Annotated in this window: 18 protein-coding genes and 1 pseudogene; 7 read left to right on the top strand and 12 right to left on the bottom strand. The window is 67.4% G+C overall.

Going from position 1 to position 13,798, the window contains the following annotated elements; all coding sequences use genetic code 11:
* Positions 1-96 precede the first annotated feature (96 nt).
* Both AB0N06_RS07890 and AB0N06_RS07885 read left to right on the top strand, forming a co-directional pair.
* Positions 97-1,035: a hypothetical protein gene (locus AB0N06_RS07890; protein WP_366133823.1), complete on the top strand. Its 939-nt coding sequence runs from the start codon at positions 97-99 to the stop codon at positions 1,033-1,035.
* Positions 1,032-1,862 carry an alpha-L-glutamate ligase gene (locus AB0N06_RS07885; protein WP_366133822.1) on the top strand — a complete coding sequence of 277 codons (831 nt, stop codon included), beginning with the start codon at positions 1,032-1,034 and terminating at the stop codon, positions 1,860-1,862. The genes AB0N06_RS07890 and AB0N06_RS07885 overlap by 4 nt, the downstream gene beginning before the upstream one ends.
* On the opposite strand, the gene AB0N06_RS07880 is transcribed toward AB0N06_RS07885, so the two are convergent.
* Positions 1,834-2,334 (bottom strand): ATP-binding protein, encoded by a 501-nt coding sequence (locus AB0N06_RS07880; protein ID WP_366133821.1) that lies wholly within the window; start codon positions 2,332-2,334, stop codon positions 1,834-1,836. The genes AB0N06_RS07885 and AB0N06_RS07880 overlap by 29 nt on opposite strands.
* Before the next feature lie 307 nt (positions 2,335-2,641).
* Between AB0N06_RS07880 and AB0N06_RS07875 the strand changes: the two genes are divergently transcribed.
* Positions 2,642-3,493, top strand: a complete 852-nt coding sequence (locus tag AB0N06_RS07875) for a helix-turn-helix transcriptional regulator (RefSeq protein ID WP_366133820.1) — start codon at positions 2,642-2,644, stop codon at positions 3,491-3,493.
* A gap of 11 nt (positions 3,494-3,504) precedes the next feature.
* Complete coding sequence (locus AB0N06_RS07870) at positions 3,505-3,696, top strand: hypothetical protein (protein ID WP_358857902.1); 192 nt, start codon at positions 3,505-3,507, stop codon at positions 3,694-3,696.
* Positions 3,697-4,031: 335 nt separating this feature from the next.
* Here AB0N06_RS07870 and AB0N06_RS07865 read toward each other — a convergent pair whose 3' ends face one another.
* Positions 4,032-4,691 (bottom strand): MSMEG_1061 family FMN-dependent PPOX-type flavoprotein, encoded by a 660-nt coding sequence (locus AB0N06_RS07865; protein ID WP_366133819.1) that lies wholly within the window; start codon positions 4,689-4,691, stop codon positions 4,032-4,034.
* A gap of 113 nt (positions 4,692-4,804) precedes the next feature.
* Here AB0N06_RS07865 and AB0N06_RS07860 point away from each other — a divergent pair.
* A pseudogene (locus tag AB0N06_RS07860) lies at positions 4,805-5,047 on the top strand (IS5/IS1182 family transposase); the annotation flags it as partial.
* On the opposite strand, the gene AB0N06_RS07855 reads toward AB0N06_RS07860, so the two are convergent.
* The 3 genes from AB0N06_RS07855 to AB0N06_RS07845 form a co-directional block, all read right to left on the bottom strand.
* The gene (locus AB0N06_RS07855; RefSeq protein ID WP_366133818.1) at positions 5,038-5,253 is read right to left on the bottom strand and encodes a hypothetical protein; all 216 of its coding nucleotides are present in this window, start codon (positions 5,251-5,253) and stop codon (positions 5,038-5,040) included. The pseudogene AB0N06_RS07860 and the gene AB0N06_RS07855 sit on opposite strands and share 10 nt — an antisense overlap.
* Positions 5,254-5,380: 127 nt before the next feature.
* Positions 5,381-6,082 (bottom strand): hypothetical protein, encoded by a 702-nt coding sequence (locus AB0N06_RS07850; RefSeq protein WP_366133817.1) that lies wholly within the window; start codon positions 6,080-6,082, stop codon positions 5,381-5,383.
* A gap of 39 nt (positions 6,083-6,121) precedes the next feature.
* Positions 6,122-6,676 carry a MarR family transcriptional regulator gene (locus tag AB0N06_RS07845; RefSeq protein ID WP_366133816.1) on the bottom strand — a complete coding sequence of 185 codons (555 nt, stop codon included), beginning with the start codon at positions 6,674-6,676 and terminating at the stop codon, positions 6,122-6,124.
* A 66-nt stretch (positions 6,677-6,742) separates the two neighbouring features.
* Here AB0N06_RS07845 and AB0N06_RS07840 point away from each other — a divergent pair, with 66 nt between their 5' ends.
* Both AB0N06_RS07840 and AB0N06_RS07835 read left to right on the top strand, forming a co-directional pair.
* A complete protein-coding gene (locus AB0N06_RS07840) occupies positions 6,743-7,771 on the top strand; it encodes an alpha/beta hydrolase-fold protein (protein ID WP_366133815.1) in 1,029 nt (342 codons plus the stop codon).
* Positions 7,772-8,249: 478 nt separating this feature from the next.
* On the top strand, positions 8,250-8,816 hold the full coding sequence (locus AB0N06_RS07835) for a dihydrofolate reductase family protein (protein WP_366133814.1): 567 nt from the start codon (positions 8,250-8,252) through the stop codon (positions 8,814-8,816).
* Positions 8,817-9,216: 400 nt separating this feature from the next.
* On the opposite strand, the gene AB0N06_RS07830 is transcribed toward AB0N06_RS07835, so the two are convergent.
* From AB0N06_RS07830 to AB0N06_RS07800, 7 genes are all read right to left on the bottom strand, one after another.
* On the bottom strand, positions 9,217-9,813 hold the full coding sequence (locus AB0N06_RS07830; RefSeq protein ID WP_366133813.1) for a DUF2461 family protein: 597 nt from the start codon (positions 9,811-9,813) through the stop codon (positions 9,217-9,219).
* A 219-nt stretch (positions 9,814-10,032) separates the two neighbouring features.
* Complete coding sequence (locus tag AB0N06_RS07825) at positions 10,033-10,443, bottom strand: PPOX class F420-dependent oxidoreductase (RefSeq protein WP_366133812.1); 411 nt, start codon at positions 10,441-10,443, stop codon at positions 10,033-10,035.
* 361 nt (positions 10,444-10,804) lie between these two features.
* Positions 10,805-11,071, bottom strand: a complete 267-nt coding sequence (locus AB0N06_RS07820; protein WP_366133811.1) for a DUF4240 domain-containing protein — start codon at positions 11,069-11,071, stop codon at positions 10,805-10,807.
* A 483-nt stretch (positions 11,072-11,554) separates the two neighbouring features.
* Positions 11,555-12,109: a hypothetical protein gene (locus tag AB0N06_RS07815; protein WP_366133810.1), complete on the bottom strand. Its 555-nt coding sequence runs from the start codon at positions 12,107-12,109 to the stop codon at positions 11,555-11,557.
* Positions 12,106-12,669, bottom strand: a complete 564-nt coding sequence (locus AB0N06_RS07810) for a WHG domain-containing protein (protein ID WP_366133809.1) — start codon at positions 12,667-12,669, stop codon at positions 12,106-12,108. The genes AB0N06_RS07815 and AB0N06_RS07810 overlap by 4 nt, the downstream gene beginning before the upstream one ends.
* 64 nt (positions 12,670-12,733) lie before the next feature.
* A complete protein-coding gene (locus AB0N06_RS07805; protein ID WP_366133808.1) occupies positions 12,734-12,958 on the bottom strand; it encodes a hypothetical protein in 225 nt (74 codons plus the stop codon).
* A 208-nt stretch (positions 12,959-13,166) separates the two neighbouring features.
* Positions 13,167-13,748 carry an OmpA family protein gene (locus AB0N06_RS07800; protein ID WP_366133920.1) on the bottom strand — a complete coding sequence of 194 codons (582 nt, stop codon included), beginning with the start codon at positions 13,746-13,748 and terminating at the stop codon, positions 13,167-13,169.
* Between the last annotated feature and the right edge of the window lie 50 nt (positions 13,749-13,798).

The raw sequence follows: 13,798 nt of genomic DNA, 5'->3' as shown, positions 1-13,798 counted from the left end.
CCGGCCCCCCTGGCCGCAGAACGGTTCATGACATCCTGTGACGTCACAGGACGCCGAACGGTAAGGACGGGCGTCCGGGCGTTGCGGGGAAGATCGATGAAGCTCTGCTTTCTGGTGGAGGAGCAATACCGCCACGACGGCATGCCGGTTGAGGTGATCCGTCAGCTGACCTCCTGGGGGCACCAGGTGGACGTGCTGCGGCCGGGCGGTTCCCTGCTGCGCATGACGGAGGCGGTGCGGGCGAGCACCCATGACGCGTGGGTTCTCAAGACGGTCTCCGGCGGCCCGGGGCTCACCTTGCTCGAAGCCGCGGCCTCGACCGGGATGACGACGGTCAACGACGCCCGGTCGATACGCGGTGTACGGGACAAGGCGCTGGCAGCAGCCATTGGTCGCAGCCGTGGGCTTCCTCTGCCGCCGACCTACGCGGCGGCGAGGCCTGAGCTGCTGGCCGAGATTCCGGCGTCGGAGTACCCACTGGTGGTCAAGCCCGCCGACGGCAGCTCGGGACGGGCCGTGCACCTGGTGTCGTCGCCGGACCGGCTCGCCGCGTTGATCCCCGAACTGGCGGGAGAGGGAATGCTCATCGCCCAGCCGTATGTGACCAACTCGGGCATCGACGTCAAGGTGTACAGCGTCGGCGGCGAACTGTACGCGACCGAACGCCGCTCCCCGCTCAACCCGGACCACTCGGTGCGGGAACGCCGCGTGCCGCTGTCGGCCGAGGTGGCCGCGATAGCCGCCCAGGTCGGGGTGGTCTACGGCCTCGATCTGTATGGTGTGGACGTCGTACTGGGGCCGGATGGCCCTGTGGTCGTCGATGTGAACGACTTCCCCAGCTTCCGTCAGGTCCCTGACGCGGCGGCGCGGGTGGCACGAGCCGTGCTCGAGCTGGCCCGCACGGGCCCGGCGGCGGGCGCGGCCGAGACGGTCCCCGCCCGTCTGACGGAGCAGCGCGACGCGGCCGGCGCGACGCCGTTGACACTCCGCCCCCACCCGGTGCAGGTTCCCGTGGCGGCAGGCAAGACCGTATGAGAATCGTCCTGATCACGCCCGATCCCGGTCATCCGCTGCTGGTCGACACCGCCGCCCTGCTCACCCCCGAGCATCAGGTGGAAACGCTGGACCCGAGGACGGTGGCAGAAGTCCCCGAGCCGCTCGCCGGCGTCTACCTGCTGAAGTCGCGTACGCCACGCGCCCTGGCTCTCGCCCGCGCCCTGGAGCAACGCGGCGCCCGCGTGGTGAACTCGGCCGCGGCGACCGCGCTGTGCCAGGACCGCACAGCGATGGCGGAACATGCCCGGCGGGCCGGCCTCCCGTTCGCCGAAACCCTTACCTTCACCACACTCGCTCACCTGGCGTCCGGCCCACCGCTCCCCGGCCCCGTGGTGGTCAAGAGCCGCCACAGCCGAAGGCACGACCTGGTGGCCCGTCTCGACAGCGACACACAGCTGCGGGAGCTCACCGCCACATGCCCACAGGAGCCGGTCGTGGTCCAGGAGTTCGCACCGAACAGCGGCTGGGACCACAAACTGTGGGCGATCGGAGACCAGCTCTTCTCCGCCCTGCGCCGTTCCGAACTCTCGCCCGAGGGGCGGGGTCCCACACTGCCGCTCGCCCCCGGTGACCTGCCGCCCGGCTGGCCCGCCCTGGTGAGCCGGGTCGGCGAGGTCTTCGCACTGGACGTCTACGGCGTGGACATCATCGACACGGGCGGCGGCGCCCCGCTGATCGTGGACATCAACGCCTTCCCCGGAGTCCGGGGTCAGTCCGGCGCCCCGGAGGCCCTGGCGGCACTGGCCTTGTCAGAACGGGCCTGTCAGAACGGGCCTGTCAGCGCGGCAGTACCACCCAGGACTTGATGCCTGCGTGCGGTGACAGCGCGTCGCTGACGTCCCACTCCCCGCCCCAGTCGTCCACGGCCGCCGCCAGCAGCCACAGCGCCCGTCTGCGCTGCGCCTCGCAGAGCATGAAGGCGCCAGGGTCGGAGTGGTGCGGGTGCTGGTCCCAGACGACGACCCGGAGCGCGTTGTCCCGGTGCCGTACGGAGACGTAGAGCTCCCGGCCCGGGGTCATGGCCGAGGTGACACCGACCAGCTCGCCCAGCACGAGCGCGGCCGGCCAGATGTAGGCAGTGAGCCCGTAGGCCCGCAGCGAGGCGGTGACCGCGTTGCGTCCGATCGCCGCGCTCCGCGGATCACCGGGAAGAGTGAGGCTGAGCGCGAGCCCACGCTCGGAGCGGCGCTTCGGATACGGGGGCGAGTGCGGGTACGGGGCGGGCGAAGGTTCCTCGATCGCTACCGGGCAGAGCGCGGCGCGCGGAGATTGCGGCATGACTGACTCCCCTTGTACGGGTGGCGAGTTGGCGGTCTCTCTATCGCGTCGATGCGCACAGGTGGCTCGCGCGCTGCTGAATGAGCAGTGGCTTGTCTCCCTGGCGCGGGCCGCCCCTCCCAGGGCAGGAGGTTGCGGGCAGGGCCGCGCGATGCACTTCCGACTCATCGCAGCGTGAGCAGTGCGTAACCCAATGTAGCCCTCGGAGGGCAAAATAACCCTGCCCACATGGAAACTGGACCCTTTCGTGGCCGGGTCGCACGCACAGGCGGCAGACTGCCGGTGACCGCACGCGGAAAGGAACGGAATGGCAGCAAGGACGTCGCCTACCGAACGCCAGAAGCGGCTTGGAGCCGAAGTGCGGAGAATGCGCACGTCGGCGGATGTGTCGGCCGAATTCGCGGCCGGTCTGCTCGGTGTGGACCGCGGAAAGATCTCGAACATCGAGTCCGGAGCGCGCCCCATCAGCCCGGACCGCCTGCGCACGTTGGCCTGCAATTGCGAGTGCACGGACGACAAGTACGTCGACGCACTCGTCGAAATGGCTCAACCGCGAAGCCGCGGATGGTGGGAGAGATACCGGGGGTCGCTGCCTCAAGGGCTCCTTGATATCGCCGAATTGGAGGCACACGCTCTCCGCATGCGGGCTGCGTACTCCATGCACATTCCGGGCCTGCTCCAGACCTCGGACCATGCCCTGGCCGTGTTCCGCGTGGTGATCCCCCAGTTGCCGGAACGTGAGATCGCACTGCGTCTGGCCCATCGCGTGGAGCGCCAGGAGGTCCTGGACGGGGACCCGCCACCGCCGTACACCGGCATCGTCCATGAGGCCGCGCTCCGCATGCAGTTCGGCGGCCGACGGGTGGCCCGCGCCCAGCTTCAGCATCTGCTGAAGAAGTCCGAACAGCCGAACGTGACACTGCTGGTCATCCCGTTCGAGGCAGGCGCATTCCCCGGAGCGGGTCAGACGGTCCTGTACGCGGAGGGACCGGTATCTCAGCTCGACACCGTACAGATCGACAACTCGCACGGGCCCGTCTTCGTCTACTCGGAAGCGCAGTTGGCGAAGTACCGGGCCCACCTGGACTGGATGGAGGGAATCGCGCTGCCGCCGAGCGAGTCGCGGGACTTCATCCACAACATCGCACGCCAACTCTGAAGGGATCACGGATGCCGGACGTCAGCTGGGAAGACGCGTTCTGCGGCGAGGGAAACTCCTGCTACCGGATCGGAACCGATGAGCAGGGCAACAGCTACATCACCATCGCGGGCGCGGAGGAGCACTTCCTCACCGACAGCCGCGAGGCGCTTCAGCAGATGATCCGCGACATCAAGGCCGGCAAGGCGGACCACCTGCTGTAACGCGTCAGGGCCCGGCACCGCGAGGTGGTCGCGGTGCCGGGCTGTAGGTTCTCGCTTCCAGTGAGCGCGCACTTCGTCTGCATCGGCGACCCCGACAGCTGGGACCTCTACATCCTGCAACGTCGCGACTAGACCGTATCTTTCGGATCTCGCCGACGCTGGTAGTCGAGTCCCGCCCGGAACTCAAGGCGCGGACAGCGGCCAGCATCACCTTGTACAGCGTGGGTGTCACTGAGGTTTTCCCAGAAGCTCACGGGCTGCCCCACGATTGATCTTGGGACGTCCCGACCCGGAGGTTCGGCTGGCTGGTGGATCAGCAATCGCAGGTCCGCCCGTTACTCGTACCGGTACTTCAGCGAATCCGCCTCCGCCTGCTCGACGTCAGCGATCGTCAGCTCCGGCATCCGCAGCTGGGCCAGCGTCACCTCGGCCGAGGCCGGCTGGGCGTCCGCCGGCAGCCACTGCTCCGGCTTCCAGGCCGCGCTGCGCAGGAGCGACTTGGGGCAGTGCGGGTAGACCTCCTCGATCCCCAGCACCAGCGCACTGGCCGGCGGCTTGCCCACGGCGGTCAGCTGGGACAGCAGCTCTGGTCGCGTGGAGACGCAGGCCCGGCCGTTCACCCTGAGCGTCGTGGTACGCCCCGGGATGACGAACAGCAACCCGGCCCGTCCGGTAGCGACGACGTTCTGCAGGGTGTCCAGACGCTTGTTGCCGGTCGCGTCCGGTATCGCCACCGTGCGTGCGTCCAGGACGGCAACGAACCCGGCCGGGCCGCCGCGCGGGGAAACATCACAGTTGCCCTCGGCGTCCGCGCTGGCGACCAGGACCAGCGATGAGCATTCGATCAACCGTCGCGTCTGCTCGGTGAGTTCGGTCATCTGCTTGCGCACGGCCGCGTCGCTGGGGAGTTCGTAGACCCGGCGCAGCGCCTCCTGGTCGGGCACGGCGTCGAGGCGGAGCGAGTCGAAGGCACTGCCGGCAAGGGATGCTGTCATGCCCCTGACCCTAATGGGCCTACCTGCGATTGATCCTGGCCGGTGAGTGCGGGGGCATGGAGACACCCGCGCGAGTTGTCTGATGTGTGAAGATCAAACAGGCCCGCGCGGCCATGTCCCATCCTCCGTTCTGCGGGCTGTCGCGCCAACATCTGGGCGAGTTGGTCGCAGAATTCGCCCCGCGCTGGGTGGCGCGCTGTGAGTCCGGGCGCCATGAGCGACGTGAGGGCGACCGTCGGCCGGAGGCAGGGGCCGGGCCGAAGTACGAACTGGTCTTCACCGACCGGCTCCTGGTGACACTGGTCCATCTGCGGATTGGGCTCACCCATGAGGCGTTGGGCGTGCTCTACAAGGTGGGGTCTTCCACGATCGGCCGGGCGATCAGGAAGGTCCGCCCGCAGCTGGCGGACCGTGCCGGATCTGCGTCGAGCACGCCAACGCCGAAGTCCGGCAGTGGCGCCCGCTCCAGCGGTACACCGGCCGCCGCGATACCTACGGCGAGACCCACCTCGCCGTCGCCGTCCTGGTCTCCGACCGCGCCGCCAAGCGGCCCACCCGGCACAAACCCAGCACCGAGCTGGTGCACGTCCGCACCACGGTCTGCCGAACCACCAGCCAGCCGAACCCGCAGGCCAACACGCCCCAAGATCAATCGCGGGTCAGCCCGTAAGTTCAACGTCTACGGAGGATCAGTCATCGAACCAGACGACAAGTCGGACGTTCTCATCACCGTGCTGCTCTGCGAGCGCCCTCATGGCGCTCCAGACCGGCTGCCACTCGCCGGTATCCGTGACGGCGTCTCGACGGCAGAGCTTCACGGATCTGAAAAGCACGTCATCGATGAGCCATTCGCTCCCCTCCGGCCATTCCTGACCGTAGCCGCCCGCTACTGGCTCAGGGATGCCAACCGCGCGGGCGAACCGAGGGCTCCAGGATGCCTTCCCCACCCGCCTCGGCCCGTGCGGTGTATGGCGGTATTCGTGGATTCGGCTATCGGGCCTCTCTGCCATCTCGTCCCAGTCGACAGCCTTCAGTTCGGCCCAGGTGATCCAGGTGCAGCTGTGTGCCTGGTCCGGCAACGGAAGCCGGTCGAGCTCGGCACGAACGGTCTCGGACGCATCGATCGGGACGCCGCGGTTCGGAGCCAGCGGTCGGAAGTTGGCGTAGTTGCGGACTCCGAAGAGACAGCCGAACGCGTCATATTGCCTGTCGAAGCCAAGGGAGTAAAGGTCGAAGGCGGCATGCCAAGCCGAGCTGTCGCCCGACTCGCTGCGACGCCCTGCTCGGCGTTCGACATAGCCGCTGATATCAGTTCCTGACATAGATTCTGCGACTGTCGTCAATCGGGTTTCCGGATGATGGCCTGCCGAGCACTCAGGGGTCGGCTTCATGGGTTGGCCGCGCTCCTGATCCCGCACGTTTTCCTGGTTTCAGTCGACGTGCGGCATGAGGGGCGGGCCGTCCTCCTCTGCAGCAAGGGCCACGACCCGCAGGAGGGCGGCCAGCTGCCCCAACTCCTTCTTGTCCAGGGGCGCGAGCAGTGTGGCCTCGGCCTCCCGCTGGTCGTCGATCACCGCCGCCCACGTTGCGACCCCCCGTGGAGTCAGGCCGACGAGAAGGCTGCGGCGATCCTCAGGTGCGTGCTCGCGAGCGATCAGGCCCGCCAACTGCAGGCGATCGAGGCGGTTGGTGAGGGTCGCGGGATGGACGCCGAGCCCCTGAGCGAGACGTGTAGGTGCCATGCAGTAGGGCTCTCCCGCCGAGCGCAGGCGCCACAGGATCTCGTACTCCCACAGCTTCAGGCCGTGCCGCGCCAGGGCGGCCTCCTTCTTTTGCTGCAGGTGCCGCACGAGCATCTGCATGCGGGTGACCGTGCCCTCCAACTCCGGTACCAAGCCGGGCACTTCACGCCACCAGCGGGCGATGTGCCGGTCGATGGAGTCCCGTTGCTGCGCTGATTCCGCCGCCAATTGCCGTGATGTCACGGCGCCACCCTACCTTCCAGAAATTATGTATTGAGATATTTTGAAATCGTAGTACCGTCCCGAGGTATGTCGTCCTTCACGCTCGCCGGCCGCATCGACGAACACGTCATCGACAGCGCGCTGCTCCGCGGCAACCCCCTCAACGACCCGGCGCAACGACCGATGTGGGTCTACACCCCGCCCGGCTACGACGATGCGCCCGAACGCCGCTACCCCGTCACGTATCTGCTGCTCGGCTACACGGGAACGCTCCCGGTCTGGCGCAACCGCACGGCCTTTCGGAAGCCAGTCCCCGAGCTCGCCGACGAGATCTTCGCCCGCGGGGAGGCGCCCGGGATGCTGCTGGTATTCGTGGACGCCTGGACCTCCTACGGCGGCAGCCAGTTCATCGACTCACCCGGCACCGGCCGCTACCACTCCTACTTATGTGAGGAGGTCGTGCCGTACGTCGACGCCCGCTACCGCACGCTCCCCGCACGCGACCACCGAGCCATCGCGGGCAAGTCCAGCGGCGGACTCGGCGCCGCGGTCACCTCGATGCTCCGCCCGGATCTGTTCGGCGCCTTCGCCACCCACTCCGGCGACTCGCTGTTCGAGGCCCAGTGCCCCCCGCACTTCCTCACCGCGGCCCGCCAACTGCGGCCCTACGGCGGCGACATCTTCCGCTGGTGGGATGATTTCCGCTCGCGGGTCGCCTTCACCAAGGAGGAGGACCTGAACCTCCTGGAGATCCTCGGCGTGTCCGCCTGTTTTTCCCCAGGCCCCGACGGCTCTCCCACCCTTCCCTTCGACCCCCGCACCGGGGCCCTGCGCGAGGACGAGTGGCAGCGCTGGCTGGCCTGGGATCCGGTACGGATGGCCACTACACACGCCGACGCCCTCCGCTCCAAGCGCGGCATCTGGATCGACGCCGGCACCCGCGACGAGTGGTTCCTCGACCTGGGCGCACTGGCCTTCCGCGATGCGCTCACCGAAGTCGGAGTGGCCGACGACATCGTGCATTTCGAGCTGTTCGAGGGCGGCCACCACGCCATCGAGTACCGGACGCCGCCCGCCCTTGCCTGGTTGGCGCACCGCATCGCCGATCTACCTTGACCTCCCGAGGCAGGTCAAACCCCACGAACGAAGCAAAAGCCGCCGCTCAGAGCACACCCCGACGAGAATCCGCCAGAACGAACGAGAATGAGTGAGAATCCGACAGCTTCAATGCGGCAGGACAACTGCGGGTCTCAGATTTCGCGTCCTACAGGACCTCGCTCGGACATCCGAGCTGAGATGAGGACACGAAATCTGAGACCCTACAGCGGTAGGGTCTCGCCGCTCGTGACATGTCGATCTTGCGTGACCTGGGCGTTCTTGGCTGTCTCACGGCCTTGTCACCCATGATCAGTCTCAAATCCGTGGCATTTCCTCGCGAGGGCGAGGTCGAGATCAGGCGGCTTGCCCGTGTCGGCCGAGTACACCACGCTGAGCCTCGAGCGCGAGGTCTACCGGCGAGCCCAGATCGCGCACCGATGAGTTTCACGAGCCGCGCTGGTCTATACGCCGGACACCCACGGACGGAAGGCTGGCCATGCGGAAACTGATCTACGGCATGAACCTGACTCTGGACGGCTACATCGCCGCGGCCGGCGACGACATCGGCTGGAGCGGACCGCCGAGCCACGAGCTGTTCCAGTGGTGGCTCGACCACGAGCAGGCGAGTGGCCTGTCGCTGTACGGGCGCAAGCTATGGGAGGCGATGAGCTCCTACTGGCCGACCGGCGACCAGCAGCCCAACGCCACCCCGGCGGAGATCGAGTTCGCGCGGAACTGGCGGGACACGCCGAAGGTGGTGTTCTCCTCGAGGATCGACAAGGTCGACTGGAACACCCGCCTGGTCACCGGCGACGCGATCGCCGAGATCACCCGGCTCAAGGCCGAGGACGGCGGCCCAATGAACATCGGCGGCGCAACGCTTGCCGGGGCAGCCATGCGCGCCGGGCTGATCGACGAGTACGTGATCGCCACCCATCCGGTCCTGGTGGGCGGCGGCACGCCGTTCTTCACCGCGCTGGACAGCTGGGTGAACCTGAACCTGGTGGAGACGCGGACGTTGCCCGGCGGCGTGGTCCTGACCAGGTACGAGACGAGGCGCTGAGCAGCTTCCCGCTGTCTCACGGCTTGGATGGGTGTTTCCTCTCACCGTCGCGGCGATCTCCCCCACCGCACACCCCCAAGCCCACGAGCGATGCCCCGTGAGCCCGCGGTGTCAGCGGGCTTCTACCAGGGCACCAGCATCAGAGCCCAATCACCCATACGAGTGGGCGGCTTGACCTGCCAGTCTCAGATTCGTGTCAGATATGCCATTGCTTGGCCATCGCTCGTGAGGGGTCCTCGATCCTGGGCCGTCTTCGACCGTGCCGCCCCCCTGGCCGAGGTGCCGGACGGCTATCTGGTGATAGGCGACCGGTCGGCGTTGAAGTTGCGCATCACCTTCTGGCGCGGGGGCCGACGGCACGGGTGTGGTTACTCCCGTGCCGCGCGGCGCCCCCGTGATGTCAGGCGGCGCTCTTCACATGGCGGACCAGCCACATCAGCAGGGTGTCCAGGTCGGCGGCAGCCGAGAGGACCCGGTCGACCGCCTCTGGGGTGTGCAGCCATTCCTCGCAGCCGAGGGGGCGGGCGGCAACCAGTGAACGGTGGCGCAGCAGGTTCGTACGGGAGTGGTCAGTCGGATAGCCGCGCGGAGGGCGTTTCATCACGTCCCCGGAGATGTCGTAGCCCTTCTTCCGCACGTCCTCGACGATGGCGGATAGTTCGCGGCCGCTCCCCTCGGAAGCCACGGCTTTGCGGAACATGTCCACCTGGCCGGGATCGGGGTACCACCAGGCGCCCTGGATCCGCAGGCCGGCCAGGGAGAACCTGAGACCGATCTCGATCTTGCGGCCGAGCCGGATCACCGCGCCCTGGTGCTGCCACCACCAGGAGTCTGTGCGGTAGTGCCAGACGGCGAAGTCCTCGTACCGGGGGTCTGTGTCCGCGACATCGTTGAGCAGGGCGATCATCGGCTGCCGGACCAGCCGTTCGCGGTCCGCGCGGTAGCGCTCGCGGACCGCTTGAGTCGGTTCACCCTGGAGCTGCCACAAAACGTCCATAGCATGCTCCGGCCAACCGGTGAACTGTCCGCGCATGCGCCGAGGATAGCTCACCCGATGATCCGCGCGCGGAGAGCGAGACGGGCGGGGAGGCGTAGCCCCAGACATGGTGGGACGTGTTGCGGCGGGACTCGCCGGTCATTTCCTGAAATTGGCCCTGCCCGCAGTTCCGTGAATCCCCAGGTCATGAGCGGAGGCGATGGATCGTCCCGGCCTGCGTCACCCGGAGAGCGTGCCGATGACCCGCAGAGGGCTAATCCTTATCACTACCCGTATCACCTCCGGAGGCAGTTCCAGATAGGCCCGGCCTGCACCAGGACCCTCGTACTGCTCCGCCAGCCTGACCGCCACCTCACGGCCCACGTCCTCTGTCACCGCGGCTACGCCACGCACCTCGACGTAACGGAGTGGATCGGCGATGTCGTACACGGTCAGGCTCACCCGCGAATCCCGCAGGATGTTCCCTTCCTTCCGCCGCCCAGCGGCCGTCGAGACGAGCAGGTCGTCTCCATCCCTACCCACCCAGACCACCGAGGTCTGCGGACTTCCATCAGGGTTCACGGTCCCCAAGACGGCGGGTATCGCATCATCCAGGAGCTTGCGCACGGCATCGTTCAACGTGACTGTCACGCCCAGACCGTAGGTCGGCCGACGGGCAATGTCGATCGAATTCCCGGGCCCCGCGGCGCAGTTCACGGCTTCACGGAACTGCGGCCAGAGCCATTTTCAAAGAGCGTCATCACGCAGGAGCCGTCCGCTCCGCCCACTCGCGCACGGTCACGGCATGCTCTATGCGGCTGACGATGTCCTTCTTGGACACCGCATCCGAGGTCTCCGGGATCTTGTCGAAGGTGTCGGGAAGGACGTCGAGCAGAAGGGCGTTCTGCCTGGTTGGGCCGCCTCCGACCCGTACTGGAAGATAGGGGGTGCTGCCCTACCTTCAGTGTCTTGTTCGGAACTGTCACGTGAGGCTCTGTACTTGTCCCAGGCCTCATAGGTCCTCTTCGTCGCCGGCGATGCGCTTGAACGCGCCGCTGGCCGCGTAGTTGACGTCCTCGTAGAACACAGCCTCGTCCTCCTGTGCCTCCGCGGCTGCGATCACTGCCGGGTGCTCAGCAAGACTGTCCGGGCAAGCCGCTGCCCTCTCATACCAGTCGCGGCCCAGCGCGATCAGGCCGGCGCGGAAGTCCATGAAGCTGTCGTCCGAGCAGCCGCCGCCGATGAGGTAGGCGGCTGCCCAAACGTCCCATCGGTACACGGCTCCATGCACCTCGTCGAAGCGTTCCTCGTAGCGGAGGATGTCCTGCGAGTCTCACGGCGGCGGCATAAGTGCCGCCGCCGTGCAGTTCTCGCTGAGATTGTGCAGCGAGTTTTGAGACCCTACAGCCCTTGTAGGATCTCGCGTTCTGTTGCATATGCGTGAGGTGCTGACCTGGGGACATGCCTTCTGTCTCAGGGCTGTGTGTGCAAGATCAGTCTCACTGTGCTGGCAGATCCTCGCAGCCAGGTCGTGCGTCAATTGGCCGATCTCATCGCCGTCGGCAGATCTCGGGTAGCTGAGATGACACCCCCCTCTTCAGCGCGACTTGGGCTGCGGGAGCGGACGCCCGAATGGCCTCCGCGCGCACTCGCCGTGCGCAGAATCAGGGGTTGAGCAACACCTTGATCGCGGTGATCATCGACTGTCCGGTACCGCGCGCCACAGGTCGGAGCCACAGACGCACGAGGCAACGACCTCAAGTCAGGCCGGCACCGGCGCGGGCTGGACCCGCTTCGCGTCCCAGGCCAGCCACACGCAGGCGGCCGCGAGCAGTACGCCGTGCGCGATCCGCAGCGCGGGCGGACCGAAGAACTGCGGCAGGAACAGCCCGAACCCGACCGCGAACAGGATCGCCGGCACCGTGCGCATCCGGGCCGCGACGAGGATCGCGCTCGCCGCCATGGTCAGCAACCCGAGCCCGAACATCGTCATCGCGAACGGGTTGTAGCGCACCTCCTCGGCCAGGTCGAGGACGTTCGACTGGTTGGCCATCGCATGCAGGCCGAAGTCCTCGGCGCCGTAGTACGGCAGCGTCAGGCCGGCGCCGATCCAGAACACGATCGCCGCCACGCGGTTGATTGACAGCAGTGCAATCGCAACCAGGATGAACCCGATCATCGCGCACAGGTGCGCGACGATCCACGCGGTGGAGCCCATCGCGGCGGCGGCACCCGAGGTGGTGGACTCGTCCTCCCACGGGCGGAGGGCGGGGTAGAGCAGGAACAGTACGCCTGCGACGGACAGCGGGATCCTCATGATTCGCTCCTCAGGCTGGCGAGATACATCTGGATGAGCTGGTCGTAGGTGTCGTCGAGGTCTTCCGGCAGGCCGAAGCCGCCCTCGGATTCGATGGACACGAAGCCGTGCACGAGCACCCGCAGGCGCCGGGTCGCGTGCACGGCCGCCGAGCCCTCGAGCCCGTAGCCGCGCAGCGTGGCATACATGACGCCGACGAGCTTCGCGGCGGCCGCCTCCTGGATCGGGTCGTGCAGCGGGTCCATCGGCAGCGCGGCGTACCGCTTCGGGTGCGCGGCGCCGTACGCACGGTAGGCGCGCATCAACCCAGTGACCGCCTCGTCGCCGCCGGTGCCCAGGACGGTCGTCGCGATCCGGTCGGTCATGTCCTCCAGCACCCGCGCTCCGACAAGCGTCTTCAGTTCGCCGAGGCTCGCCACGTGCTTGTAGAGCGACGGCGTGGCGACCCCGCAGCCGTGCGCCACGGCGGCGAGCGTGAGGCCGTCCGGCCCGTGCTCGTCCACGATGCCGAGCGCCACGTCGACCACGGCGGCCGGCGTCAGCGACCTCTTAACAACCATAGCCCAGAGGCTAACGTCATTAGCCAAGGGCGTCAATCGGCACCGGAGCCGGCGAGTGGATGATTCAGACCGTGGCGTAGCGGCCGCGCCGGTGGACCAGGGCCTGGTCATTCGTCGTCGCCGACCGGTAGATGCCCAAGTAGTGCTTCTGCCCCTTGAACCAGCGGAACGTTCGCCATGGCGCCGCGGCGGACAGTAAGTCCGTGGACGCCGCGGGCCAGGCACATTCCACGACCTCGCCGACGCCACGGCGACGCACCATGACCACGACTTCCGTAGCAGTGTCCATGCCGTACCCCCACCCAGACGATGGCCTGTACGACCAGGCTGCCCACCCTCCCGAACGGAAGCCTGAGCCCGGCACCAAGTAGCCCGAAAGGATGAACGCACCGACCTGCCCGTCTCACGACTGCTTCATAAGTGCAGGCGATATGCAGTCAGCCGTGAGACTGTGCAGCGAAATCTGAGACCCTACAGCCCTGCCGATACGCCCTGAGTCAGGAAGCGCTGCCGCGCGGGAAGGAGACCTCCACGCGCCGGTTCTTCTTCCGGCCCTCTTCCGTGCTGTTGTCGGCGATCGGGTACTGCTCGCCGTAACCACGGATCTCAAAGGTGATCGTCGATCCGAGCGACTTGACCAGCTCGCCGTGCACCGCACCGGCACGCTGCTTGGACAGCACGTCGCCATGCGCGGACGACCCGAGATTGTCGGTGAAGCCGAAGACGCGCACCTTCGTGGCGTTCTGCTTCTTGATCTCGGCTGCGACGGCTGCGATACGGGACTTGGCTGCGGCGCTCAGCTTCGCGCTGTCCTTGCCGAAGAGGACCTCCGCCTGGAGCGCGAACTTGATGCTGGCGTTGCTGTCCTCGCGGCGCTCCTCGCCGCCCTCGTCCTCGACGACCTGGATGATGTCGAGGACTTTGGCGGGGGCGAGCGTGGCGCCCTCGGCCATCTTGAGGTCGGGGTCGTTGCCGTCCACCTTGACGGGTGGCACCGATGACGCCTCGGTGCCGGGCGGCACGCTGGGGTCGTCGTGTCCAGGGTCGCGGTGCCGCTGGCGTTCGGGACGTAGACCCAGGTGAGCGAGGCCCCGTCGCCGGGCTTGCGGCCCGCCGGGTAGATGCCGAT

The organism is Streptomyces sp. NPDC051020 (assembly GCF_040683105.1).
Lineage (GTDB): Bacteria > Actinomycetota > Actinomycetes > Streptomycetales > Streptomycetaceae > Streptomyces.
The sequence above is the reverse complement of the archived record's forward strand: the minus strand, read 5'-3'. Positions and strand labels throughout refer to the sequence as shown.

Bases quoted from the DNA above. Each gene is read 5' to 3' on its own strand.
- AB0N06_RS07835 (WP_366133814.1), top strand. From the start codon at position 8,250: ATGCGGAAACTGATCTACGGCATGAACCTGACTCTGGACGGCTACATC.
- AB0N06_RS07890 (WP_366133823.1), top strand. From the start codon at position 97: ATGAAGCTCTGCTTTCTGGTGGAGGAGCAATACCGCCACGACGGCATG.
- AB0N06_RS07880 (WP_366133821.1), bottom strand. From the start codon at position 2,334: ATGCCGCAATCTCCGCGCGCCGCGCTCTGCCCGGTAGCGATCGAGGAA.
- AB0N06_RS07885 (WP_366133822.1), top strand. From the start codon at position 1,032: ATGAGAATCGTCCTGATCACGCCCGATCCCGGTCATCCGCTGCTGGTC.
- AB0N06_RS07830 (WP_366133813.1), bottom strand. From the start codon at position 9,813: ATGGACGTTTTGTGGCAGCTCCAGGGTGAACCGACTCAAGCGGTCCGC.
- AB0N06_RS07810 (WP_366133809.1), bottom strand. From the start codon at position 12,669: ATGGTTGTTAAGAGGTCGCTGACGCCGGCCGCCGTGGTCGACGTGGCG.
- AB0N06_RS07865 (WP_366133819.1), bottom strand. From the start codon at position 4,691: ATGACAGCATCCCTTGCCGGCAGTGCCTTCGACTCGCTCCGCCTCGAC.
- AB0N06_RS07805 (WP_366133808.1), bottom strand. From the start codon at position 12,958: ATGGACACTGCTACGGAAGTCGTGGTCATGGTGCGTCGCCGTGGCGTC.
- AB0N06_RS07870 (WP_358857902.1), top strand. From the start codon at position 3,505: ATGCCGGACGTCAGCTGGGAAGACGCGTTCTGCGGCGAGGGAAACTCC.
- AB0N06_RS07850 (WP_366133817.1), bottom strand. From the start codon at position 6,082: ATGAAGCCGACCCCTGAGTGCTCGGCAGGCCATCATCCGGAAACCCGA.
- AB0N06_RS07875 (WP_366133820.1), top strand. From the start codon at position 2,642: ATGGCAGCAAGGACGTCGCCTACCGAACGCCAGAAGCGGCTTGGAGCC.
- AB0N06_RS07815 (WP_366133810.1), bottom strand. From the start codon at position 12,109: ATGAGGATCCCGCTGTCCGTCGCAGGCGTACTGTTCCTGCTCTACCCC.
- AB0N06_RS07840 (WP_366133815.1), top strand. From the start codon at position 6,743: ATGTCGTCCTTCACGCTCGCCGGCCGCATCGACGAACACGTCATCGAC.